Here is a 23067-nt window from a genome sequence, read left to right as displayed (position 1 = left end):
CCCCCACCCCCGGAGTGATTCAATCCATGAGCACCTTCACCACCAAAGACGGCGTCGAGATCTACTACAAGGACTGGGGCACCGGCCCGGTCGTCGTCTTCAGCCACGGCTGGCCGCTCGATGCCGACAGCTGGGAATCGCAGATGTTCCACCTGGCCAGCAACGGTTTCCGCTGCATCGCCCACGACCGCCGCGGCCACGGCCGCTCGAGCCAGCCGTGGGACGGCAACGACATGGATCATTACGCCGACGACCTCGCGCAGCTGCTCGACAAGCTCGACGTGAAGGACGCCACGCTGATCGGCTTCTCCACCGGCGGTGGTGAAGTCGCGCGTTACATCGGCCGCCACGGCACCGCGCGGGTGAAGAAGGCGGCGCTCGTGTCCGCCGTGCCGCCGCTGATGGTGAAGACCGATGCGAACCCGGGCGGCCTGCCGATCTCGGTGTTCGACGACATCCGCAAGGCCTTCCTCGCCAACCGCTCGCAATTGTTCCTCGACATTCCGTCGGGACCGTTCTTCGGCTACAACCGGCCGGGCGCGAAGCCATCGCAGGGCGTAATCCAGGCGTGGTGGATGCAGGGCATGCTCGGCGGCCACAAGAACACCTACGACAGCATCAAGGCGTTCTCCGAAACCGACTTCACCGAAGACCTGAAGAAGTTCAACGTGCCCACGCTGATCATCCACGGCGACGACGACCAGATCGTGCCGATCGACGCCGCGGGACGCGCTTCGGCCAAGCTGATCAAGGACAGCAAGCTGATCGTCTACGAGAAGGCCCCGCACGGCATCACCGACACGCACAAGGACCGTCTCAACGAGGATCTGCTGGCGTTCGTGAAGTCCTGACGTCCCGGGCTTCGTAATCGCAGTGCCTGGCGCCGCGCGGAAACGCGCGGCGCTTTGCGTTCCGGCCATGCCGTCGCGTGCGGCGCCGCGCTGTCCCCCAGTGGCCACCGGCGGCGTTGGACCCCAGGCAGGGGATCGCCGGCGACGTCGGCGATGCACCAACGCAGCGCCCTTGCACACCACGATCCGGCCAGCGAAGGCCGGACGCGACCGCAAGGGACCTGCGCCATGGAGGCACTCACCGCGAGGGAGCGCGAAGTCCTGCGGCTGACCGCGCACCATCTGCGCGTTCGCGACATCGCCGGGGTGATGAAGATCAGTCCGTTCACCGTGCGCAAGCATCGGATGAACCTGTGCGCCAAGCTCGGCCTGACCGGCACCGCGCAACTCGCGGCCTATGCGCTGCGACAGACGGCCGGCGTCCTGCCGGCATGGAACTTTCCGGATGCCCGTGCCGGCGCTGACCCTGCGTGAGCGCGAAGTCGCCGACGCGGTGGCGCGCGGGCTCACCAGCAAGCAGATCGCACGCGCGTTCGGCGTGAGTCCTCGCACGGTGGAAAAGCATCGCGAGAACGCGATGCGCAAGCTGGGGGCGATCAGTCTTTCGCAGCTGATACAGGCGGTGTGGGAGATGGGGTAATGCGAGCGATGGCGAAGCGTCCCCCCTCTCCCCTTGCGGGAGAGGGAGGCTCGCAAAGCGAGCCAGGGAGAGGGGTGGGGCCGCTGTAGAGAAGCACGCGCTTCGCGCGTCCCCTCTTCCGCCCTTCGGGCACCTCCTCCCGCAAGGGGAGAAGGAAAAGCAAATACACCCCTACGTAATCGGAGTAATTGCCCCCACCCGCGAACTCCAAACAATGGGATGCGATGCACCCGCATCACCCCACGCAAGAACAAGGAGATTCGCCATGGACAATTGGAATGCACAATTCACGCAGATGGTGCGCGGCACCTACCCCGCCTATTGGGGCAACTGGAGCCTGAGCCCCGACATCACGCCCGGTGCGGTCGGCATCCTCGATCCGGTCAGCGGCTCGTTCCGGCTCGTCAGCCAGCAGCTCAACGGCCTGACTTCCGCCAGCACCATCAAGACCCCGGTGAGTTCGGACTGGAACATGATGACCAGCTCCGTGTCGCGCAAGGAAACCAAGGTCTCCCTCGACGGTTCCGCCGTCGATCCCGAAACGGGCACCAAGATCACCGTCGGCACGCAGGTCGACTGGACCATGAGCAAGAGCGGCGACATGGTCTCGCAGTGCGCGCTGGACTCCACCACGCTGATCAACAACATCGACACCGTCCTAAACGCGCAGTACGCCTGGCTCAACACGCAGGCGCAGCAGTGCGGCATGGCGAGCAACCGCGGCATATCGCAGGGCTTCGGCGTGATCACCAACGTGGTCTACGCGCGCAGCGGCCTCAACGTGGCCTCGCAGGCCGACGACAACACCTTCTCGCTGGTGGGCAGCGTGTCGGGCGTGAACGAGCTGCTCGGCCAGGCCAAGGGCCAGGGCTCCTACGTCAGCGCCAATTCGACCAAGAGCACCGACAAGCACCTGTGGCCGGCCGATCCGGGCAAGGTCGCCGCGGGCACGGCGCCGATCGCCTTCAGCTTCGCGTCCTTCGACGGCAATCTGCTGTTGCCGCGCTGGATCACCAACATCGGCTCCTACCAGCTCGTGCTGCGCAACAACCACGGCGGCACCTACGTGGTGAAGGCCACCCTCGCCTACGACTGCTCCACCGGTCACCAGACGCAGAACACCAGCGTCTCCGGCGGCCTCACCGCCACCTTCGGTGCGATCCCGCTGGATGCGACCAACATCGACCTCAACCTCGAATTCGTCTGCATCGGCTCGAACGAGAAGAAGAGCTTCCACTGGCCGAACCCGCGCGGCGAATGGATCACGGGCATCCGCCACGTCGACCTGTACGGCGTGTGGCCAGGCCAGACCCGCGCCGTCGATGCCGAAGCCGGCATCAACCTCAACTGACATCCCCAACGCGATCGCGCCATTGCGATCGCGTCATCGCAAAGGAGTGTGCAATGAACACGACCCACACGCGTGCGGCGCTCGCCGTGCTGCCGTTGTTGCTGGCTGCCATGACCGTCCAGGCCAAGGTGCCCGAATGCGGGCGACTGCCCACCTTCGTGCGCGAAGCCGAGCGCAACCTCGCCTACTGCATCACCACCGATGCGGGCGCCGCCGACTGCCGGGCCGCCAACGTCGAGGCCTTCGCCAACAACGAAGGCCGGCTGCCGGCGGCCGGTCGCGGACAGGCGTACCGCGCCGGACGCGCGCAGCACCCGCAGGCCGATCCGCCGGGCCGCAACCGTGTCGTCTTCCTGGTCACTGAAGGCCAGCGCAAGCCGATCATCGAGGCGCGTTACTTCACTTCGGATCACTACGCGACGTTCTGTTCGCTGTAATGCCCTACCGAAGGATGCCCTCCTCCCGTTTTCGAGAGAAGGTGCCGGCAGGCGGATGAGGGCGATGGCACCGCTGCGTTCGCCTGCCCTCACCCCACCCCCTCTCCCGCAAGTGGGAGAGGGGCTGCATCACCTCGCGATGGCTCGACGGACTGCTGACACGCCTTGGCAGCAATGTGACCGTTGAGGACAAAGGCGGGGTTGCCGCCTCGGCTACCATGCGGCGTTTCCGAATCGAGACGCCGCACGATGACCCGCACGCTGCTTGTCGCCCCGCTCGTTGCCGCCCTGCTCGCCGCACTGCCCGCGGCCGCCGCCGCGCCGGAGGCCGCGCTGACCACCGTGTCCGAACGCAGCGGCTTCACGAAGACCGGCCGCTACGACGAGGTGATCGCGCTGTGCGAGGCCTTCGCCAGGCGCTATCCGCAGGCGGTGCGCTGCCAGGACTTCGGCACCACGCCCGAAGGCCGGCCGATGAAGGTGCTGGTGGTGTCCAAGGCCGGCGCGTTCACGCCGAAGGAGGCGAAGGCCAAGGGCCTGCCGGTGATGCTGATCCAGGGCGGCATCCATGCCGGCGAGATCGACGGCAAGGACGCCGGCTTCCTCGCGCTGCGCCAGGCCCTCGAGGGCGAGGCCGCTCCGGGCGCGCTGGACAAGCAGGTGCTGCTGTTCGTGCCGGTGTTCAACGTCGACGGCCACGAGCGCTTCGCCGCCTGGAACCGTCCCAACCAGCGCGGTCCGGAGGAAATGGGCTGGCGCACCACCGCGCAGAACTACAACCTCAACCGCGACTACGTGAAGGCCGACACGCCCGAGATGCAGGCGATGCTGCGCCTGATCAATGCGTGGGACCCGCTGGCCTACGTCGACCTGCACGTCACCGACGGCGCCAAGTTCGAACACGACGTCTCCATCCAGGTCGAACCCGTGCACAGCGGCGACGACGCGCTGCGCCAGGCCGGTACCGCACTGCGCGACGGCGTGATCGCGCGCTTGGCGGCGGAAGGCTCGCTGCCGCTGCCGTTCTATCCGTCCTTCGTGCGCAACGACGAACCCGAGTCCGGCTTCGAGGACGGCGTCGCCACGCCGCGCTTCTCGCACGGTTATTTCCAGCTGCGCAATCGCCTGGGCATGCTGGTGGAAACGCACTCGTGGCGCGACTATCCGCACCGCGTGAACGTCACGCGCAACACCATCGTGGCGCTGCTGGACCTGCTCGCCGCGAACGGCGCGCAGTGGCAGGCGCAGGCGAACGCCGCCGACGCCCGCGCCCGCCAGCTCGCCGGCAAGCCGGTCGCGCTGGACTACAAGGCCACCGACAAGGTGCGCAGGATCGACTTCCGCGGCTACGAATACACGCGCACGCCGTCGGACGTGTCCGGCGCGCCGATGACGCATTACGACGAAACCAAGCCGCAGATCTGGCACCTGCCGATGCGCGATGAGCTGGTGCCCGCGCACGTCGTCGCCGCACCGGCCGCCGGCTACATCGTGCCGGCCGCGCATGCGACCTGGGTCGGCGCCAAGCTCGACCAGCACGGCGTGCAGTACCGCCGCCTGGGCACCGCGCTGGCATCGGTGAAGGTCGAGGCCTTCCGCGCCGACAAGGCCACGCCCGCCGCGCAGTCGGTCGAAGGCCACCAGCGCATCACGCTGGAAGGCAAGTGGTCGCCGGAAACGCAGGACATCGGTGCCGGCGCGCTGTTCGTGCCGATCGACCAGCCCAAGGCGCGACTGGTGATGGCGTTGCTGGAACCGCAGGCGCCGGATGCGCTCGTGGCATGGGGCGAGTTCAACAACTACTTCGAGCGCAAGGAGTACATGGAGGACTACGTCGCCGAAGAGGTCGCGCGCGAGATGCTGAAGGATCCCAAGGTGAAGGCCGCCTTCGAGCAGCGCCTGAAGGACGACGCCGATTTCGCCGCCAGCCCGCAGCAGCGGCTGGAGTTCTTCGCACGCCGGCATTCCTCCTGGGATTCGCAGTACCGCCGTTACCCGGTGGTGCGCGTGGAGCGCGCGCCGCGCTGACACGGCCGCGACGGGCGCACCGCTAGGCTGCGCCCGTTCCGACGGAGACGTGCCATGACCGCGTTCAAGACCTCCCTGCCCTGCATCGCGGTACTCGCCGCCGCGACGGTGCTTGTCGCCTGCCAGCCGCGAACGACCGACGATGCGGCCGCGCCCGCCACACCGGCCGCCGACACGCCCACTGCGCCGGCGGCGCAAGGCGCGCACGCCGTCACCGGCACCGCGACCTATCGCGAGCGCATCATGCCGCCGCCCGGCGCAAGCCTGCGCGTGCAGCTGCTCGACAACCTGCTCGCCGACACCTCGCAGGCGGTCATCGCCGAAACGACCTTGAAGGACGTCGCCGGCCCGCCGTTCGCCTTCGCCCTGCCGTTCGATGCATCGAAGCTGCGGCCCAACGGGCAGTACGGCCTGCACGCCTCGCTGAACGACGCCGATGGCAAGCCGGTCTTCGTCAGCGACACGCGCGTGCCGTTCGACCCGGCCGCGAACACACCGGTGGAGATCCTGATGGTCTCCGCCTCGCGTTCCGGCAAACCCGCCGCGCCCGCCGACGCATCGCAGACCATCGCGACAAACTGGCAGTGCGGCGACCTGCGCGTGGGCGCGACGTTCGACAACGCCGCCAAGCGCGTGACGTTGTCCCATGGCGGGCGCAGCACCTCGTTGCCGTTGGCGATGTCCGGCTCCGGCGCGCGATACGCCGACGAAAAGGGCAACGAGTTCTGGACCAAGGGCGACAGCGGCACGCTCACGCTCGATGGGCAGAAGCACGAATGCACGCAAACCCAGGCCGCGTCGCCCTGGGATGCGGCGCGCGCACGCAACATCGCCTTCCGCGCGGTCGGCAACGAACCGGGCTGGCTGGTGGAAGTCGGCAAAGGCGCGACACCGCCGCTGCATGCCGAACTCGACTTCGGCTCGCGCACGCTCGACATCGCCCAAACGCAGCGCAACGCACAGGGCGACGCCTGGACCGGCAAGACCGCCAGCGGCACGCAGGTGGAACTCAAGGCCGAACGCACGCCCTGCCAGGACGACAGCGGCGCCCGGTTCGACGTCACCGCCCGGCTGCAGGCCGGCGGCAAGAACTACACCGGCTGCGGCGCGTTCCTGATCGAAGAACGCTGAGGCACACGGCGATTTGACGCCCCGTGAACCCCGCGCCACGCACGCTGTGGCGCGAGACCAGCACACGGGCATCGCCATGATCGATCTACTGCCATCGCCGTCGCACGTCGGCGCCTACCGTTTCAGCGGCACGCTGGACGGCGCCGACTACGACCGCTGCATCGCGGACCTGGAAAGCCGCCTGCGCCTGCACGAACGCATCGGCATCTACTGCGACATGACCGGCTTCACCGGTATCACGCCCGAAGCGATGGCCAAGGACCTTCGCTACTCGCTGAGCAAGTTCGGCGAGTACCGCCGCTTCGCGCGCGGGGCGATCGTCACCGACAAGGAGTGGCTGGCGCGGATTTCGGAGTTCGCGGGGCATTTCTTTCCGAACACCGAGATCCGCGCGTTCGAGCCCGCGGAGCACGATGCGGCGCTGGAGTGGGCGGCGCAGGTGGTCCCCTTGGGGACGCGATAGCCATGCCCCACTTCAGCGTTTCCTCCGCCTCCGGGCACGCCGCATGGACCGCCTCGCGCACCTGCGCGAGCAGCGGCCGGGCGAACTCCGCCGCCTGGGCGATGTAGGCATCCACGCGCGGATCGACGGTGGGCATGCGGCGGCTCCGGGGACGACGGTTCGCGTCCTATTCTGCGCCCGCTTTCGCGTTGGACTGGATGAGGGGCGAAAGAATGGCAGGGGGTGTGTCATGGGCGATAGACGGACGCCGTGTTCCGCAATCCGCGTTGCGCGGCGCATGGGCCTGACAGCGCCGCAGCGGGAAATGCTCGAAGCCTGCGAGCGCTACGGTTGGCACCTGGCCTTCGTGCGCACGCCGCTGGAGCATCCGCTGCCGGTGCTGTTCGCCACCGCGCGCGACTACGTGGTGGTGCGCGAGGACGGCAGCATCGACCGGCGGCCGGATATCGCGCTGCGGCACTGAGCCTCAGTCCAGCGACCAGCGACCGACGACGTCGTAAGGCGTGCCGCGTCCGGGCTGGCTGTCGATCAGCACGAACTCGCGCACCGGCCACGACAGCGCCGGCACCGGCGTGGGCGCGAGGTGGCGGCGCACGTCGCGCTGGATCGTCAGGTGTGGGACGAAACTCGCCGCGGACTTCACCGGCACACGCTGCTGCGCCAGCGCACGACCGAGCGCGTCCCACAGGCGACGCAGTCCTTCGGGCGTCTCCTGCGAGCCCAGCCACCACACATCGCTGCCGCGGAAACTGCCCAGCTGGTCCAGCGGCAATTCGAACGCCGCCGCACGCACCGAATCGGCGGCCGCGCGCGCGGACGCCAGCAGCGTTTCCGGGAGCGGGCGGAAATCGCCCAGGAACTGCAACGTGACGTGGTAGCGATCCGGCTTGAGCGCGCGACCGCCCGGCGCGTGCGCCTGCACGAGCGCGCCGGCGGTGGCGGCGATGCGCGCGCGCAACGCGTCGTCCGGCCACAGGGCGAAGAACAGCCGGTGCAGTTCGCCCGCCGGCGCCGCGTCGAATCCCAATCCCATCTGCTGCATGCATGCATCCACTGCGCGCAGGACGTTGCGCGTGTGCGCACATTGTCGCGCCTCGCGCACGCGCGCGGCAGCCCGGCGCGATGGATGGGCATAATCGCCACGTCCGTGAATCGCGAACAAGGAAGCGCATGACCCGCAAGACCTGGCTGATGCTCGCCGTCGTCCTCACCGGCGGCGCGCTCGCCGCGACGTACCTGTTCGAGCCGCGCTCGCCCGTGGCGCAGGTCGCGCTGGGCCCGGCGCCGACGCCGATCGTATGGAGCGGACGCCTCGACCTGCTCGCGGGCGACGGCGTGAGCGGCCTGCGCGATGGCGCCGCGGCGCAGGCGCGTTTCGACGATCCCTGGGGCGTGGCGCGCGCCGGCGACGGCACCGTGTACGTGGCCGATGCGGGCGACAACAACCGCATCCGCGCGATCCGTCCGGACGGCACCGTCGCGACGCTGGCCGGCTCCGGCGAAGGCTTCGCCGACGGCGCCGGCACGGCGGCGATGTTCAACACACCGTCGGGCCTCGCGCTGGATCGCGACGGCAATCTCTTCGTGGCCGACACCGGCAACCACGCGATCCGCAAGATCACGCCCGCGGGTATCGTCAGCACGGTCGCGGGCGACGGCCTGGCCGGTTTCCGCGATGGCGTCGGCACGCAGGCGCGTTTCGACGGGCCGATCGGCGTGGCCGTTGGCGGCGACGGCCGGCTCTACGTGGCCGATACCTACAACGACCGCATCCGCGTCATCGCGCGCGACGGCACGGTGAGCACGCTGGCCGGCGGCGAGCGCCCGGGCGATGCCGATGGCCCGGGCGCGATGGCGCGGTTCGACACGCCCACCGGGGTGGCGGTGGATGCGATGGACCGCGTCTGGGTGGCCGACCTGCGCAACAACGCGATCCGCCGAATCACGCCGCGCGGCGAGGTCAGCACGATCGCGCGCGCCCGGCCCGAGGACGAACGCCCGACCGTGCACCGTCCGCTGAGCCTGGCGCTGACGCACGACGGCGTGCTCTACGTCGGCGAGATGTACCGCGGCGACATCGTGCAGATCGCGCGCGACGGACGTACCAGCACCGTCACCGGCCAGACGCAGGCGCAGCACCTCGCGCGCGCGGCGGGCCTGGCGGTGGACGCGGACGGGGTGCTGTTCGTCGCCGATGCCGACAGTCATCGCATCCACCGCGTCGATCCGGCTTCCACCGCCGCGCCCGATGCGCCGCAGGTCGTCGGCCCCTCGCCCGCCGATCCGCTGCCCGCCACGCAGGGCCGCTGGCCGCTGCGGCCGCAGGACGGCTGGCACGAAGTGGTCGGCACGCTGGGCGAAGTGCGCGGCAACTACAAGAAGGAAAACCGCGACCACCTGCACAGCGGGCTCGACATCCGCGGCGACGTGGGCCAGGAGGTCGTCGCCATCGCCGACGGCAAGGTCAGTAGTCCGCACGGCGCATGGGGCTTCGGCGAGCTGGGCGAAGGCATGGCCATCGACACGCTCGGTTACATCCACATGCGCGTGGGCCGCACGCCGCGCGGCGAGGTGCTGGATCCGGCGCGCTTCGTGCGCATCGACGGCGAGGACGGCAAGCCCGAACGCATCCGCGTGCGGCGCGGCACGCGCTTCCACGCCGGCGACGTGCTGGGCACGATCAACGCGATGGCGCACGTGCACCTCAGCGTCGGCGCCAGCGGGTACGAGCGCAACGCGATCGCGCTGGGCTTCGTGAATTACGCCGACCATTGGGCGCCGCGCATCGACCGGATCGAACTGCTCGATGCGCAGCTGCAACCGCTGGCGACCAGGCGCGAGGGCCACATCGTCCTGCCGCGCGCTACACCGCAGGTGCAGATCGCGGTGGATGCCTGGGACCAGGTGGACCGCAACCTGCCGCGCCGCCGGCTGGGACTGCACGCGCTGGGCTACCAGTGGCTCGACGCGAACGGCGCGCCGCTGCCCGGCTACGAGCAGCCGCGCATGAACATCGAATTCAACCGCATGCCGGCCGAACCCGAAGCCGTCATGGTGGCTTACGGTCCGGGCAGCGGCATCACCGTGCACGGCAGCGCGATCACCCGTTTCCAATACCTGGTGACCAACACCGTGCGCGACGGGCAACTCGCCACCGGCGCATGGCAGCCGTCGGAACTGCCGGCCGGCGACTACGTGCTGCGCATCACCGCGCAGGATTTCAGCGGCAACGTCGCCGTCGCGGGCCGTGATCTGCCGGTGCGGCTGGAATAGACCTTCAGCGCGCCGCCTTCGGCGGCCGCACGCGATACGCGAGGCTGATGCGCGGGCCGACCGGTTCGCGCGTCTTCGGAATGCCGTGCTCGTGGGTGAGCTGCGAGGCATGGCTCATCACCAGCAGGCTGCCGGGCTCCAGGTCGAGGTGCACGACCTCGCGATGGGGCGCCTTCGCGCGGATCGTCATGCGCCGCGCGGCGCCCAGCGAGAGCAGCGCGATCGGATGACGCGGCACGAGCATGTGCAGCTTGTCGCCGTGCGGGGCGACGCTGTCGTGACCGTCGCGGTAGAAGTTCAGACCGACGGCGTTGAAGGGTTCGCGCAGGTGCTCGCGCAAGCGCATGCGCGCCTCGACCAGCGGCGCGGGAACGCCGTCATCGTCGAAACGGTAGGACGCCACCAGGCGCGGCACGTCGACGATGCGGTCGTACATGGGCCGGCGCTGCGCTTCCCAGGCGACGGTGTCGCGCAGTGCGTCGAACCAGTGTGCTGCGAGCGCGGGCGGGATGAAGTCGGGCCAGTAGCGCATCCCGCCTTCGCCGTCCTTGATCAGCGTGCGCGGGCCGAGGTCGGGCGGCGGCGCGAAGAGGTCGGTTTGGGGGATGGCGCGCGGCATCGCGCGAGTTTGCGCTGGGGGTGTCTCGTGGGGTGAGACGAGGATGCGGGGGCTTCGCTGGCATCGCTGCATTGCCAAAGTCGTCATTCCCGCGAAGGCAGGGTCTCCTGGGCCGCCGAACGGCGGCACTCTCCAAGGCTCAGGCGCCGCTCCGTCCTCCGGAGGGCGTGATGCGGCGCCCCCGCGCTCAGCCTTCCAGCTCGTTCCACCGCTCGTACGCGGCGTCGAGTTCAGCCTGCGTCTTCGCCATCAGGTCCGTGTGCGCGGTGATCGCCGCCGCGTCGCGCTGGTAGAACGCGGGCTCGTTCATCTGCGCGGTGAGTTCGGCGACGCGCGTTTCCAGTGCTTCGATGCGCGCCGGCAGCTGCTCCAGCTCGCGCGCGTCCTTGTAGCTCAGCTTCTTCTTAGCCGCGGGCGCGGGTGCGGGCGCGGCGACCGCGGCGGGCTTCGTCGCGGCCAGCGGCACGGATTTCACCGGACGCTGGCGCAGCCAGTCGGTGTAACCGCCGACGTATTCGCCAACGCGACCGTCGCCTTCCATCACCAGCGTGGAGGTCACCACGTTGTCGAGGAAATCGCGATCGTGGCTGACCAGGAGCAGCGTACCGGGGTAGTCGGCCAACAGTTCTTCCAGCAGTTCCAGCGTTTCGACGTCCAGGTCGTTGGTCGGTTCGTCCATTACCAGCAGGTTGGACGGTTGCGCGAACAGCTTGGCCAGCAGCAGGCGGTTGCGCTCGCCGCCGGAGAGGCGGGTGATCGGCGCGCGCGCACGTTCGGGCGTGAACAGGAAATCCTGGAGATACCCGATCACGTGCTTGGACTTGCCGCCGACCTCGACGAACTCGCGGCCCTCGGCCACGTTCTCCAGCGCGTTCCAGTCCTCGCGCAGCGTGGCGCGGTACTGGTCGAAGTACGCGACCTGCAGGTTGCTGCCCAGCTTCACTTCGCCCGAATCGGGCTTCAGCTCGCCCAGCAGCAGCTTGATGAGCGTGGTCTTGCCGCTGCCGTTGGGGCCGATCAGGCCGATGCGGTCGCCGCGGAAGATGGTGGTGGACAGGTCGCGGATGAGCGCGCGCTCCCCGTAGGCGAAGTTCAGGTCCTTGGCTTCGACGACCTTCTTGCCGGAACTCTCGCTCTGGGCGAAGTCCATCTTCACGTTGCCGGTCAGGTCGCGTCGCTGCGAGCGCTCCACGCGCATCGCCTTGAGGCGGCGCACGCGGCCTTCGTCGCGCGTGCGGCGGGCTTTGATGCCCTGCCGGATCCAGACTTCCTCCTGCGCCAGCATCTTGTCGAAGCGTGCGTTTTCCTGCGCTTCGGCGTTGAGGCGTTCCTCGCGGCGGCGCAGGTAGTTGTCCCAGTCGCCGGGCCAGCTGGTCACCTGGCCGCGGTCGATCTCGACGATGCGCGTGGCCAGCGAACGCAGGAAGCGGCGGTCGTGGGTGACGAACACCAGCGCGCCTTGCCAGCCCTTGAGGAAGCTTTCGAGCCAGTCGATGGCCTCGATGTCCAGGTGGTTGGTCGGCTCGTCCAGCAGCAGCACGTCCGGCGCGGACACCAGCGCGCGCGCCAGCAGCACGCGGCGCTTCATGCCGCCCGACAGGCGCGCGAACACGGCGTCGCCGTCCAGGTCCAGTTTCTGCAACGTCTCGGTCACGCGCTGGTCCAGCGACCAGCCCTGCGCATCCTCGATCTTCTGCTGCACTTTCGCCAGCGCATCGGTGTCGACGTGTTCGGCGTGGCTGAGATGGTGGAACTGCGCCAGCCAGGCGCCCAGTTCGCCCAGGCCGCCGGCGACCACGTCCCAGACGTCGCCGTCGGCGCCGTGCGGCACTTCCTGTTCAAGACGGGCGACGCGAACGCCGCCTTCGCGGCGGATCTCGCCGTCGTCGGGGTGGATTTCCTCGGCGATCAGGCGCATCAGCGTGGACTTGCCGGCGCCGTTGCGGCCGATCAGCGCGATGCGCTCGCCGGGTTCGATGGACAGGACGACGTCGTCCAGCAGCAAGGGGCCGCCGACGCCGTAGTCGACGTTGTTCAGGGTGATCAGGGGCATGCGGGCATTCTACCGGCTTGCCCTCACCCCAACCCCTCTCCCGCGAGCGGGAGAGGGGCTCGAGCGCATGGGATCATCGCCCCATGCCGCCCCTGCGCGCCCTCGCCGCCCAACGCATCCGCCACTGGGTGCTGTCCGCGTTCCCGCGCGGGCAGAGCGGCATCGACTACGACCGCCCGCCCGGCGATCCCGGCCTGTTCGGCCCGGACAGCGTCACCTGGCGCGTGCACGCGGATTTCCCCGGCATGCTCGCCGGCGGGCTGTGCGCGCTGATGCTGCAGACGCTGCACCCGCTCGCGCTGGCCGGCGTGTACGACCATTCCAACTTCCGCACCGACCTGGTCGGCCGCCTGCGTCGCACCACCAACTTCGTCGCGGGCACGACGTACGCGTCGCGCCCCGAAGCGCAGAAACTGATCGACCGCGTCGCCGGCATCCACGCGCAGGTGCACGGCGTCACGCCCGACGGCCGCGCATACCGCGCCGACGATCCCGCGCTGCTGACCTGGGTGCATGTCACGGAGAGCTTCGGCTTCCTGGAAGGCTTCCGCCGCTATTCGCCGCTGGCGCTGCCCGTCGGAGCCGCCGATGCGTACTACGACGAAGTCCGCCGCATCGCCGAAGCGCTGGGCGCACGCGACGTGCCCGCTTCGGAAGCTCAGGTGCGCGATTACTTCGCCCAGGTGCAGGACGGGCTGGGATTCGACGAACGCTCGCGCGAAGTGCTCGACGTGCTCGCGCACATCCGTCTGCCGGTGCCGGCGGCGGGGCTGTCGCGTGAGCTGTTCCTCGGCGCGGGCGCGGCGCTGCTGCCGCACTGGGCAGTGCAGCGACTGTCGCTGGGCACGGCGCAACGCACCCGCGCCCGCGTCGCCGCAGGCACGTTGCGCGCGATCGCGCCGCTGTTCCGCATCGCGCTCAGCGACGGCGTCGCGCCGCGCGCGTGCCGTCGCGTGGACGTGGAGCCGGCGATCCTGGATCGCTGGCCCTGAGCCCGCTCAGCCGCCAGGTGGTGGCAGCAGCACGATCCGCGTCGCCGTGCGCAGGCGGCCCTGCATGCGGAAGGCCAGGTCGACTTCGTCGCCGGCCTTGAGCTGGTCGAACCGCATCGGGCTGCCGTCCAGCGCGAAAACCTGCGTCTGCGCGTCGAAGCCGATGCGATTGCGGATGCGGCTTTGGTCCTGATCGATCAGCAGCACGCCGGTGCGCGGCACGATCTCGCCGATGGTGCCGTGCAGGTACTGGCCCCAGCCCTGCCCCGGCGTGGTGTCGGGCAGGCGCCGCACGGACGTGGCCTCGATGCGGTTGCCGGTGGTCACCGTGTTCAGCAGCAGGCGGTCGCCGGGCTGCAGCTTCGGTCGCGTCGCGCGATCGGCCGCCGCCTTCGCCTCGTCGTAGTACAGGTTGATCGGCGCGCCCTGCCCCAGTTCGCTGCCGGTGCGCGCGTCCTGGCTGAGCACGATGCGGTGCTGCTTGGGATCATGGCGCTGCAACGTGCCGACGATGCGACCCTGCACCTGGGCGAACGCCGTCGCCATGAAGCCGACCGCGACGCACGCCATCAGCGCGATCGCCACGGCACGAAGCCCGCCTGCCCTCGCCCGCCCGGCGGCGATGGTCCCAACCCTCGAATTGCCCATGGCGCACCTCCACGATGCCCCTGCGGCGGCATCATGCGCGGCCCGCGTGTAGGCGGCGTCAGGAACTGCAGGACAGCATCGAGCAGCCGGCGCGTTCGCGCGCCCAGTCAGGCCGGCGGCGGGCGTAGGCCTCGTGGCCGGGCTGGTCGTCGTAGGGGCGGCGCATGACCTCCAGCAGCTCGGTCACGCCGCCGATGTCGCCTTCGGTCGCGCGATCGATCGCTTCCTGCGCGAGGTAGTTGCGCAGCACGTAGCGCGGGTTGGCGGCGTTCATGCGCGAGCGCCGCGCATGCGGCGTCAGGTCCTGCGCATCCAGGCGCACGGCGTAGAGCCGCAGCCATTCGCGCAACGCCGGCTCCACCGCCTCGCGGCGCGCGGCGTCGTAGAAGGCGTCGTCCAGGGGCGCGAGATCCGGCGACTTCGGATCGATATCGGCCAGCCCGCGGAAGAACAGCGTCATGTCGATCTCGCCCTCGGTCAGCAGGTCCTGCAACTGCTGCATCAGCGCGGTGTCCTCTTCGCGACAGGCGTCCAGCCCGAGCTTGCGCGCGGTGTTCTCGCGGTCGCATTCCAGGTAGGTGGAGACAAAGCGGCGCAGGCCGGCCTGCAACGGCTCGGTGTCGTCGAACAGCAGCGAGAGCGACCCCGCCAGCCGCCCGAGGTTCCAGTACGCCACCTGCGGCTGCTGGCCGAATCGATAGCGGCGCTGGTGGCGATCGGTGGTGTTGGGCGTCCAGCCGGGATCGAAGTTGTCGATCCAGCCGTAGGGACCGTAGTCGATGGTCAGGCCGAGGATCGACATGTTGTCGGTGTTCATCACGCCGTGCACGAAGCCCACGCGGATCCAGTGCGCCATCAACCGCGCCGTGCGTTCGCACACCTGCGCGAACCACTCGGCATACACCGGCTGCCCACGGCCGAGGCTGCGAAGCTCCGGGAAGTCGCGGCGGATGCAGAAGTCGGCCAGCTTGCGCAGCAGTTCGGTGTCGTTGCGCGAGGCCGGCAATTCGAAATTGCCGAAGCGGATGAACGAGGGCGCGACGCGGCACACCACCGCACCGGGCTCCAGTTGCGGGTGGCCGTCGTAGAACATGTCCCGCTCGACCCACTCGCCGGTGCCGACCAGGCTCAGCGCGCGCGTGGTCGGCACGCCGAGGTGGTACATCGCCTCGCTGCACAGGAACTCGCGGATCGAGGAGCGCAGCACCGCGCGGCCGTCGGCGCTGCGCGAGTACGGGGTGGGCCCGGCGCCCTTGAGTTGCAGCTCCCAGCGTTCGCCGGCCGCATTGATCATCTCGCCCAGCGTGATCGCACGGCCGTCGCCCAGTTGCCCCGCCCACTGGCCGAACTGGTGGCCGCCGTAGTTGGCGGCGAAGGGCTGCATGCCCGGCAACAGCGCGTTGCCGCCGAAGACGCGGGCGAATTCGGGCGAGGCGACGTCGGCGTCGCTGAAGCCCAGCCGCCGCGCCATGTCCGCCGAATACGCGAGCAGGCGCGGCTGCGCCACCGGCGTGGGCTCCACGCGCGAGTACGCGGCGCCGTGCACCTGGCGCACGCCGGGTGCGAGGTCGGGATCGCCGGGGAGGTCTCGAACGAAGGTGTTGTCGAAGTGTGGATTCAGCATGATGCGACGGCGCCGTAACTGCTTCCCAGATGGTGCCGCCGCCGGACGGTACAAGCGGTGAATCCCCGGCAAGCGCGCGAACCGACCGATGCGGCACGACGGAGGTCGCGGTCCGCCTTGGCGCGGCCGCGTATGCTGCGCCTTTACCGTCGCATTGGGGATACGACCGGATGACCACGCGCGCCCGCACGCACGCCGCTACTGGCGAACACACCACACGCCATGCCGCGTCCCGCTCCAGCCTGCTGCGTCCGGCGCTTGCCGGCGCCGTGCTGCTCGCGTTGAGCGCGTCCGCCGCCGTCGCCCAGGCACCGTCCGCGGCGCCCTCGTGCAGCCTCGTCCAGGCCGGCCGCCTGCTCGACCGCCCCGGCCATGCCCCGCGCGGCGCGAGCACGCTGCTGGTGTGCGGCGGCCGGGTCGAGGCGGTGCGCGATGGCTTCGTGGACGCATCGGCGTTCCCGAACGCGGGCAACGCCTTGGTCATCGACCTGCGCGACCGCTTCGTCCTGCCGGGCCTGATCGACAGCCACGTCCACCTCACCTCCGACAAGGCCGGCGTGGAAGGCCAGTTGGAAGGCATTTCCAAGGGCGTGGCCGATCACGCGTACGAGGCCGCCGTGAACGCGCGCAAGACGCTGGCCGCCGGCTTCACCACCGTGCGCAACCTCGGCGACGAAGACGGCGTGACGCTGGCGCTGCGCGACGCGGTGGCGGCGGGCAAGCTGCCGGGACCGCGGATCGTGGATGCGGGCAATGCGATTTCCACCACCTCCGGCCACATGGACCCGACGCTGGGCTTCCGCGACGACCTGCACGCGGCGCTCGACGTGCACGGCAACACCTGCGACGGCGCCGACGACTGCCGCAAGGCGGTGCGACGCCAGGTCGCGCGCGGCGTGGACGTGATCAAGATCGCCACCACCGGCGGCGTGAACAGCCGCATCGGCGCGGGCCTGGGCCAGCAGATGTTCGACGACGAGGCGCGCGCCATCGTGGAAACCGCGCACTTGTACAAGAAGAAGGTCGCCGTGCACGCGCACGGTGCGGACGGCATCGCCCTGGCCTTGCGCGCGGGTGCGGATTCGATCGAGCACGGCACGCTGATGGACGATGCCGACCTCAAACTGCTGCGCCAGACCGGCGCGTACTACGTCCCCACGCTGTCCACCGTGAACGGCTACCGGGAGCGCCTGGCGAAGAATCCCGACGCCTACACCGGCGAGGTGCGCGAGAAGATCGAATGGCGCATCGGCATCACCGGCAAGGCGCTGGAACGCGCGGTGCCCGCCGACGTGAAGATCGCCTTCGGCACGGATGCCGGCGTGAGCCTGCACGGGCGCAACGCGGACGAATTCGAACTGATGGTTGCGCACGGCATGACGCCGGCGACCGCGATCGCGGCCGCGACCGTCAACGCCGCCGACCTGCTCGGGCTGGCCGACCAGGTGGGCTCGCTCGACGTGGGCAAGCGCGCGGACCTGATCGCGGTGAACGGCGATCCGCTCAGCGACGTGACGGTGCTCAAGCAGGTGCAGTTCGTGATGAAGGATGGGCGCGTGGAGAAGGATGTCCGGGGTGCTGCCGTGGTGTCGCGCTGATCGCGCAAGCGTCTGCACTGCTGTCATCGCGGCGAAGGCCGGGATCCAGACTTCATCCAGCGGCACTCCCACCAGGGGGAACTCCCCCCGTCATTCCCGCGAAGGCGGGAATCCAAGGACGTTCCATGCCTTCGTGATGGCATGTGGAACGCGACAGTCCTGCCGTTGTATCTGACTTGCCCAAGGTGAAGCGTGGAAAGTCCATGGATTCCCGCCTCCGCGGGAATGACGGTGAGGTGGTTTGCCGCAGCGGGAGTGCCCACCGTCCACGGGCCTGGGTCCCGGCCTTCGCCGGGATGACGTTGGACGCGGGACTGTCGATCAAGACGGGACGACAGCCCTACGAAGGCGCCACGCGAACCGCCACGGCGTCTCCAAAACCCGCCCCACACGGCCAACACACCCCGCTGCGCTAGAATGTTCGGTCTTCCGACCGGCGAACGCCGGCGCTGCCGAGTCCTCCCCCATGAGCGCCGAGTCGCCCAACTCGAACGATGCCCCGTCCCTGAAATTCACCGACCTCGCCCTGTCCGAGCCCCTTCTGCGGGCACTGAGCGACGTCGGCTACGAGTCACCCTCGCCCATCCAGGCCGCCACCATCCCGCCGCTGCTGGAAGGCCGCGACGTGCTCGGCCAGGCCCAGACCGGCACCGGCAAGACCGCCGCGTTCGCGCTGCCGATCCTGGCGCAGATCGAACCGGGCAAGCACAAGCCGCAGGCGCTGGTGCTGGCGCCGACGCGCGAGCTGGCCATCCAGGTCGCCGAAGCGTTCCAGAAGTACGCCCATCACCTGCCCGGCTTCCACGTCCTGCCGATCTACGGCGGGCAGAGCTACTACCCGCAGTTGCAGGCGCTCAAGCGTGGCGTGCAGGTCGTGGTGGGCACGCCCGGCCGCGTGATCGACCATCTGGAGCGCGGCTCGCTCGACCTGTCCGAACTGCGCTGCCTGGTGCTCGACGAAGCCGACGAAATGCTGCGCATGGGCTTCATCGACGACGTCGAGGCCGTGCTGAAGAAGACGCCGGAGACGCGCCAGGTCGCGCTGTTCTCGGCGACCATGCCGCCGCCGATCCGGCGCATCGCCCAGACCTACCTGAAAGACCCGGTCGAGATCGCCATCAAGGCCAAGACCACCACGGCCGCGAACATCCGCCAGCGCTACTGGGGCGTGAGCGGCGTGCACAAGCTCGATGCGATCACCCGCATCCTGGAGGCCGAACCTTTCGACGCGATGATCGTCTTCGCGCGCACCAAGCAGGCCACCGAAGAGCTGGCCGACAAGCTGGCCGCGCGCGGCATCGCCGCGGCCGCGATCAACGGCGACGTGCAGCAGGCGCAGCGCGAGAAGACCATCCAGAACCTCAAGGACGGCAAGATCGACGTGCTGGTCGCCACCGACGTGGCCGCGCGCGGACTGGACGTGGAACGCATCAGCCACGTGCTGAACTTCGACATCCCTTACGACACCGAAAGCTACGTCCACCGCATCGGCCGCACCGGCCGCGCCGGGCGCAAGGGCGAGGCGATCCTGTTCGTGACGCCGCGCGAGCGCGGCATGCTGCGCGCGATCGAGCGCGCCACGCGCCAGCCGATCGAGCCGATGGCGCTGCCCACCGTCGAAACGGTCAACGAGCAGCGCGTGAACCGCTTCCTCGGCCGCATCACCTCCGCGCTGGAAGGCAATGACCTGGCGCAGTTCCGCGACCTGGTCGAACGCTACGAGCGCGAGCAGAACGTGCCCGCGGTCGAAATCGCCGCCGCACTGGCCAAGCTGGTGCAGGGCGACATGCCGCTGCTGCTGGACGTCACCGCCGAGAAGCTGCGGCCGCATGCGCAGGTGGGTTTCGATCGCGCTCCGCGCGAGGGTCAACGCGACGGCCACCGCGAGCGCCGCGAACCGCGTTTCGAACGCGACGACCGCCGCCCGGCGCGCGAGCCGCGCCCCGAGCGCGACGATCGCCCGCGCCACGCCGACCGCCAGTTCACGCCGCCGGCTTACGAGCGTCCGGTGATCGAACGTCCGTCCAGCGAACGGCCTGTCGAGCGTCACCACGAACGTCCGGTCAATGCCGCCGAGTCGATGTTCGATGACGAGGCGCCGTCGCGCTCGTTCGAGCAGCGTGCGCCGCGCGAGCCGCGCGACCGCGCGGCCCCGGAAGCGGGCATGGAAACCTTCCGCATCGAGGTCGGCCACGTGCACGGCGTGAAGCCGGGCAACATCGTCGGCGCGATCGCCAACGAGGCCGAGCTGGAAAGCCGCTACATCGGCCGCATCGACATCCGCGACGACCACAGCCTGATCGACCTGCCCGAGGGCATGCCGCGCGAGGTCATGGACCACCTCAAGCGCGTGCGCGTGGCGGGCCAGCAGCTGCGCATCAGCCGGCCGGGCGAAGGCAGCCACGGCGGGCAGCGTCCGCTCGGTCGCCACGAGCGCGGCGGTTTCGACGACGATCGCCGGCCGCCGCCGCGCGGGCCGCGCCCGCACGGTGCCGGGCCGCGCAAGCCGGGCGGATTCCGGCCGAAGCCGCGCTGAGTCGTCGCGGCGAATGACCGTCGCCTCCGCTCGCCTCATCAGGGCATAGAGCGGGGGCTACGGTCCGTAACGCGGGGATGCGAAAGGGCATTCCTCCGACCGCAGAGCTGTTTCACCGTCATTCCCGCGAAGGCGGGAATCCAGGGACGCTTCATGCTTTGCCGGTTTCGTATGAAGAGCAACAGCCAGGCTTCTGCCTCTCAAACGTTCGAGGAAGAGCGTGAAAAGTCCCTGGATTCCCGCTTTCGCGGGAATGACGTTGAGGTGATTCACCGGAGCGGGAAGCCCTGCGCACGATGAGATGTCCTGCATGACAGACGCCCTGCGCGCCGCCACGGCCAATGGCATCATCCCTCGCCCGCCGTCGATCACGGACCAAACGAAGCATCGATGCACCTGATCCTCCTCAGCGCCCTGTGCAGTGTCCTGGTCGGGGTGCTAATCAAGCTCGCGCCGCGCGCACGGCTCGACATTGGCCAGCTCGTCACCTGGAATTACCTCGCCGCCGGCGCGCTGTGCGCCTGGCTGCTGCGCCCGCCGATGGAAAGTCTCACGCATCCCGACACGCCCTGGGTGGCGTTGCTCGGGCTTGCCGTCGTGCTGCCTTCGCTGTTCCTCGTGCTGGGCGCCAGCGTGCGCGCCACCGGCATCGTGCGCACCGACGTCGCCCAGCGCCTGTCGCTCCTGCTCTCGCTGCTGGCGGCGTTCACGCTGTTCGGCGAACGCGTCGACGGGCAGCGGATGGCCGGCCTCGCGCTGGGATTGCTGGCGGTCGCCGGTATCGTCGCGCGCCCGGAACGTGCTGCGCCGGCAGCCGGCGGCGAACGACGCGGCTGGCTCCTGCTGCTGGTGGTCTGGGTCGGCTTCGCACTCGTGGACGTGATGCTCAAGCGCATCGCGCAGGCCGGAACGCCGTCGATGGCGGCGTTGCAGGTGGCGTTCGTCCTTGCCTTCGTGCTGATGCTCGTGGCGCAACTGGTGCGCCACCTGCGCGGACACACGCGGCTGGACGCGCGCAACCTCGGCGCGGGACTGCTGCTGGGCCTGCTCAATTTCGGCAACATCGTCTTCTACGTGCGCGCGCATCAGGCCCTGGCCGAGAGCCCGTCGGTCGTGTTCGCGACGATGAACATCGGCGTGGTGGTGCTGGGCACGCTGGTGGGCGTGTTCGCCTTCGGCGAGAAGACCAGCGGCTGGAATCGCGCGGCGATCGTGCTGGCCATCCTCGCCATCGTGCTGATCGCCTTCGCGCCGCGCGCGTAGCCCGGGCGGATTTGGCATAGTCGCGGTTCGTTCCCCGCGCCCCGCTCCACCATGCCCCGCCTGCTCGTCTTCCAGCACGTCGCCGCCGAACCGCTGGGCACGCTCGATCGGCTCATCCGCAGGCGCGGCCACCGCATCCGCTTCGCCAATTTCGAGCGGCAGCCGGATTTCGAACCCAACGTCGACCGCTACCGCGGGCTGGTGGTGCTGGGCGGGCCGATGAATGTCGAAGACCAGGCCCGCCGACCGCATCTGAAGACCGAACTGCGCGCCATCGAACGCATGCTCGAACAGGGCAAGCCGGTGCTCGGCATCTGCCTGGGTGCGCAGTTGCTGGCGCATGTGCTGGGCGCGCCGGTGCGGCGTCACCATGAGCCGGAGATCGGCTGGTACCCGCTGCGCACCACCGACGCCGGCCGCAGCGATCCGGTGCTGGCGCCGCTGGGCGAGACCTCGCCGGTGTTCCAGTGGCACCGCTACAGCTTCCAGGTGCCGCACGACGCGACGCATCTGGCGCGCACCGAGGGCTGCGAGCACCAGGCGTTCCGTTACGGCGACAACGCCTACGGATTCCAGTTCCACCTGGAGATGGACGAGGCGCTGATCGAGCGCTGGCTGCGCAATCCGGCCTACCGCGAGGAACTCGCCGAGCTGGGCGGTCTGGATCCGTCGCGCTCGGATGTGGACACCATCCGTCACCACACCCGCGCCCACATCGCCGGCATGCAGGCCCGGGCGGACGCGGTGTTCAACCAGTTCCTCGACCTGGTGGGCCGGCCGCAGCGGCGGATCACGCTGCCTTCGCGCGAGTGGGTCTGAACTGCGCCGCGAGCTTGGTGTGAAAGCTCTAGAGCCCGGCGCGAAGGTGACGGGACATCAGCCACTCCCACCGGGGAAATCCGCATGGCGAAGTTCAAGAAGGCGACCAAGAAGACCACCGCGTCGGGCACCCGTGGTCGCGCCAAGGCCAAGGACGACGCGCAACAGCAGGCCGAGCAGCTCTCGAGCAAGCTGAGCGAGTCGGCACAGCAGATCTGGCTGGCCGGCGTGGGCGCGTTCTCGCGCGCGCAGGCCGAAGGCACCAAGCTGTTCGATGCGCTGATCAAGGAAGGCATGTCGCTGGAGCAGACCGCACGCCGGTTCGCCGGCGGCCAGGCCGATGCCGTACGCGATGTCGTCGGCTCCCGGGTCGGCCAGGCGCGCGAGCGCGCGTCGGACACCTGGGACCGTCTGGAGAAGGTGTTCGAAGATCGCGTGCAGCGGGCGCTGGTGAAGCTCGGCGTGCCGGGCCGCGACGACCTCAACGACCTCAGCCGCCGCGTCGACGCGCTCACCGCCGAACTGCGCCGCCAGGGCGGCGCCGCGCCGCGCAAGTCGCCGGCACGCAAGTCCGCCAGCAAGCAGGCGACGCAGTCGCCGGCCGCGCGCAAGTCGCCGCGCAAGGCCACCAAGGCCAAGCCCGCTTCCTGATCCACCCGCTTCACCGCCCGGTCGCGACCGGGCGCACGACAAGCCCGCCAGTCCGCGCTTTCCGTATGCTCCCCTCCCCTTACGGTTTCG

The 23067-nt window shown here is 69.5% G+C and carries 21 protein-coding genes; 16 read left to right on the top strand and 5 right to left on the bottom strand.

Going from position 1 to position 23067, the window contains the following annotated elements:
• Positions 1-26: 26 nt before the first annotated feature.
• The 9 genes from JI752_RS18955 (at position 27) to JI752_RS18915 (ending at position 7364) form a co-directional block, all read left to right on the top strand.
• Entirely contained in the window at positions 27-851 is an 825-nt protein-coding gene (locus tag JI752_RS18955) for an alpha/beta hydrolase (RefSeq protein ID WP_254201266.1), read from the top strand.
• 228 nt (positions 852-1079) lie between these two features.
• Positions 1080-1325: a helix-turn-helix transcriptional regulator gene (locus JI752_RS18950; RefSeq protein ID WP_216967249.1), complete on the top strand. Its 246-nt coding sequence runs from the start codon at positions 1080-1082 to the stop codon at positions 1323-1325.
• Positions 1297-1491 (top strand): LuxR C-terminal-related transcriptional regulator, encoded by a 195-nt coding sequence (locus JI752_RS18945; protein ID WP_216967247.1) that lies wholly within the window; start codon positions 1297-1299, stop codon positions 1489-1491. The genes JI752_RS18950 and JI752_RS18945 overlap by 29 nt, the downstream gene beginning before the upstream one ends.
• 265 nt (positions 1492-1756) lie before the next feature.
• Positions 1757-2842 carry a hypothetical protein gene (locus JI752_RS18940; protein WP_216967245.1) on the top strand — a complete coding sequence of 362 codons (1086 nt, stop codon included), beginning with the start codon at positions 1757-1759 and terminating at the stop codon, positions 2840-2842.
• Between the two features lie 53 nt (positions 2843-2895).
• Positions 2896-3279, top strand: a complete 384-nt coding sequence (locus JI752_RS18935) for a ribonuclease domain-containing protein (RefSeq protein WP_216967243.1) — start codon at positions 2896-2898, stop codon at positions 3277-3279.
• Positions 3280-3528: 249 nt separating this feature from the next.
• On the top strand, positions 3529-5307 hold the full coding sequence (locus JI752_RS18930) for a M14 family metallopeptidase (RefSeq protein WP_216967242.1): 1779 nt from the start codon (positions 3529-3531) through the stop codon (positions 5305-5307).
• Between the two features lie 54 nt (positions 5308-5361).
• The gene (locus JI752_RS18925; protein ID WP_216967240.1) at positions 5362-6438 is read left to right on the top strand and encodes a YbaY family lipoprotein; all 1077 of its coding nucleotides are present in this window, start codon (positions 5362-5364) and stop codon (positions 6436-6438) included.
• Positions 6439-6514: 76 nt separating this feature from the next.
• Positions 6515-6901: an STAS/SEC14 domain-containing protein gene (locus JI752_RS18920; RefSeq protein WP_216967238.1), complete on the top strand. Its 387-nt coding sequence runs from the start codon at positions 6515-6517 to the stop codon at positions 6899-6901.
• A gap of 277 nt (positions 6902-7178) precedes the next feature.
• Positions 7179-7364, top strand: coding sequence for a hypothetical protein (locus tag JI752_RS18915; protein ID WP_254201247.1), 186 nt, complete (start codon positions 7179-7181; stop codon positions 7362-7364).
• Positions 7365-7367: 3 nt separating this feature from the next.
• On the opposite strand, the gene thpR is transcribed toward JI752_RS18915, so the two are convergent.
• Positions 7368-7943, bottom strand: coding sequence for an RNA 2',3'-cyclic phosphodiesterase (gene thpR / locus JI752_RS18910; RefSeq protein WP_216967236.1), 576 nt, complete (start codon positions 7941-7943; stop codon positions 7368-7370).
• A 128-nt stretch (positions 7944-8071) separates the two neighbouring features.
• On the opposite strand from thpR, the gene JI752_RS18905 reads away from it, so the two are divergent.
• A complete protein-coding gene (locus JI752_RS18905) occupies positions 8072-10174 on the top strand; it encodes a gluconolaconase (protein WP_216967234.1) in 2103 nt (700 codons plus the stop codon).
• Positions 10175-10178: 4 nt separating this feature from the next.
• Here the strand turns inward: JI752_RS18905 and JI752_RS18900 are convergent, their stop codons facing one another.
• Both JI752_RS18900 and JI752_RS18895 read right to left on the bottom strand, forming a co-directional pair.
• Complete coding sequence (locus tag JI752_RS18900; protein ID WP_254201264.1) at positions 10179-10706, bottom strand: alpha-ketoglutarate-dependent dioxygenase AlkB; 528 nt, start codon at positions 10704-10706, stop codon at positions 10179-10181.
• A 274-nt stretch (positions 10707-10980) separates the two neighbouring features.
• Entirely contained in the window at positions 10981-12846 is a 1866-nt protein-coding gene (locus JI752_RS18895) for an ATP-binding cassette domain-containing protein (RefSeq protein WP_216967230.1), read from the bottom strand.
• Positions 12847-12929: 83 nt separating this feature from the next.
• Here JI752_RS18895 and JI752_RS18890 point away from each other — a divergent pair, with 83 nt between their 5' ends.
• Complete coding sequence (locus tag JI752_RS18890; protein WP_216967228.1) at positions 12930-13838, top strand: oxygenase MpaB family protein; 909 nt, start codon at positions 12930-12932, stop codon at positions 13836-13838.
• A gap of 6 nt (positions 13839-13844) precedes the next feature.
• Here JI752_RS18890 and JI752_RS18885 read toward each other — a convergent pair whose 3' ends face one another.
• Together JI752_RS18885 and JI752_RS18880 are read right to left on the bottom strand one after the other, a co-directional pair.
• The gene (locus tag JI752_RS18885) at positions 13845-14486 is read right to left on the bottom strand and encodes a hypothetical protein (protein WP_216967227.1); all 642 of its coding nucleotides are present in this window, start codon (positions 14484-14486) and stop codon (positions 13845-13847) included.
• Between the two features lie 58 nt (positions 14487-14544).
• Positions 14545-16110: a YdiU family protein gene (locus JI752_RS18880; RefSeq protein WP_216967225.1), complete on the bottom strand. Its 1566-nt coding sequence runs from the start codon at positions 16108-16110 to the stop codon at positions 14545-14547.
• A 170-nt stretch (positions 16111-16280) separates the two neighbouring features.
• On the opposite strand from JI752_RS18880, the gene JI752_RS18875 reads away from it, so the two are divergent.
• The 5 genes from JI752_RS18875 to JI752_RS18855 all read left to right on the top strand — a co-directional run bounded on the left by JI752_RS18875 (position 16281) and on the right by JI752_RS18855 (position 22977).
• Positions 16281-17708: an amidohydrolase family protein gene (locus tag JI752_RS18875; RefSeq protein WP_216967223.1), complete on the top strand. Its 1428-nt coding sequence runs from the start codon at positions 16281-16283 to the stop codon at positions 17706-17708.
• 466 nt (positions 17709-18174) lie between these two features.
• Positions 18175-20244, top strand: coding sequence for a DEAD/DEAH box helicase (locus tag JI752_RS18870; RefSeq protein ID WP_216967220.1), 2070 nt, complete (start codon positions 18175-18177; stop codon positions 20242-20244).
• A gap of 390 nt (positions 20245-20634) precedes the next feature.
• Positions 20635-21507: an EamA family transporter gene (locus JI752_RS18865; RefSeq protein ID WP_216967218.1), complete on the top strand. Its 873-nt coding sequence runs from the start codon at positions 20635-20637 to the stop codon at positions 21505-21507.
• A gap of 51 nt (positions 21508-21558) precedes the next feature.
• Positions 21559-22326, top strand: coding sequence for a gamma-glutamyl-gamma-aminobutyrate hydrolase family protein (locus tag JI752_RS18860; protein WP_216967215.1), 768 nt, complete (start codon positions 21559-21561; stop codon positions 22324-22326).
• Between the two features lie 84 nt (positions 22327-22410).
• Positions 22411-22977 carry a phasin family protein gene (locus JI752_RS18855; protein ID WP_216967211.1) on the top strand — a complete coding sequence of 189 codons (567 nt, stop codon included), beginning with the start codon at positions 22411-22413 and terminating at the stop codon, positions 22975-22977.
• Positions 22978-23067: the final 90 nt, after the last annotated feature.

This window comes from Lysobacter sp. MMG2 (assembly GCF_016735495.2).
Classification (GTDB): domain Bacteria; phylum Pseudomonadota; class Gammaproteobacteria; order Xanthomonadales; family Xanthomonadaceae; genus Lysobacter_J.
Note: the sequence above shows the minus strand (reverse complement) of the source record. Positions and strands in the feature narration are given on the sequence as shown.

Excerpts from the sequence above, each read along its gene's own strand:
- JI752_RS18955 (WP_254201266.1), top strand. The coding sequence starts at position 27 with ATGAGCACCTTCACCACCAAAGACGGCGTCGAGATCTACTACAAGGAC.
- JI752_RS18950 (WP_216967249.1), top strand. The coding sequence starts at position 1,080 with ATGGAGGCACTCACCGCGAGGGAGCGCGAAGTCCTGCGGCTGACCGCG.
- JI752_RS18945 (WP_216967247.1), top strand. The coding sequence starts at position 1,297 with ATGCCCGTGCCGGCGCTGACCCTGCGTGAGCGCGAAGTCGCCGACGCG.
- JI752_RS18940 (WP_216967245.1), top strand. The coding sequence starts at position 1,757 with ATGGACAATTGGAATGCACAATTCACGCAGATGGTGCGCGGCACCTAC.
- JI752_RS18935 (WP_216967243.1), top strand. The coding sequence starts at position 2,896 with ATGAACACGACCCACACGCGTGCGGCGCTCGCCGTGCTGCCGTTGTTG.
- JI752_RS18930 (WP_216967242.1), top strand. The coding sequence starts at position 3,529 with ATGACCCGCACGCTGCTTGTCGCCCCGCTCGTTGCCGCCCTGCTCGCC.
- JI752_RS18925 (WP_216967240.1), top strand. The coding sequence starts at position 5,362 with ATGACCGCGTTCAAGACCTCCCTGCCCTGCATCGCGGTACTCGCCGCC.
- JI752_RS18920 (WP_216967238.1), top strand. The coding sequence starts at position 6,515 with ATGATCGATCTACTGCCATCGCCGTCGCACGTCGGCGCCTACCGTTTC.
- JI752_RS18915 (WP_254201247.1), top strand. The coding sequence starts at position 7,179 with ATGGGCCTGACAGCGCCGCAGCGGGAAATGCTCGAAGCCTGCGAGCGC.
- thpR (WP_216967236.1), bottom strand. The coding sequence starts at position 7,943 with ATGCAGCAGATGGGATTGGGATTCGACGCGGCGCCGGCGGGCGAACTG.
- JI752_RS18905 (WP_216967234.1), top strand. The coding sequence starts at position 8,072 with ATGACCCGCAAGACCTGGCTGATGCTCGCCGTCGTCCTCACCGGCGGC.
- JI752_RS18900 (WP_254201264.1), bottom strand. The coding sequence starts at position 10,706 with ATGCGCTACTGGCCCGACTTCATCCCGCCCGCGCTCGCAGCACACTGG.
- JI752_RS18895 (WP_216967230.1), bottom strand. The coding sequence starts at position 12,846 with ATGCCCCTGATCACCCTGAACAACGTCGACTACGGCGTCGGCGGCCCC.
- JI752_RS18890 (WP_216967228.1), top strand. The coding sequence starts at position 12,930 with ATGCCGCCCCTGCGCGCCCTCGCCGCCCAACGCATCCGCCACTGGGTG.
- JI752_RS18885 (WP_216967227.1), bottom strand. The coding sequence starts at position 14,486 with ATGGGCAATTCGAGGGTTGGGACCATCGCCGCCGGGCGGGCGAGGGCA.
- JI752_RS18880 (WP_216967225.1), bottom strand. The coding sequence starts at position 16,110 with ATGCTGAATCCACACTTCGACAACACCTTCGTTCGAGACCTCCCCGGC.
- JI752_RS18875 (WP_216967223.1), top strand. The coding sequence starts at position 16,281 with ATGACCACGCGCGCCCGCACGCACGCCGCTACTGGCGAACACACCACA.
- JI752_RS18870 (WP_216967220.1), top strand. The coding sequence starts at position 18,175 with ATGAGCGCCGAGTCGCCCAACTCGAACGATGCCCCGTCCCTGAAATTC.
- JI752_RS18865 (WP_216967218.1), top strand. The coding sequence starts at position 20,635 with ATGCACCTGATCCTCCTCAGCGCCCTGTGCAGTGTCCTGGTCGGGGTG.
- JI752_RS18860 (WP_216967215.1), top strand. The coding sequence starts at position 21,559 with ATGCCCCGCCTGCTCGTCTTCCAGCACGTCGCCGCCGAACCGCTGGGC.
- JI752_RS18855 (WP_216967211.1), top strand. The coding sequence starts at position 22,411 with ATGGCGAAGTTCAAGAAGGCGACCAAGAAGACCACCGCGTCGGGCACC.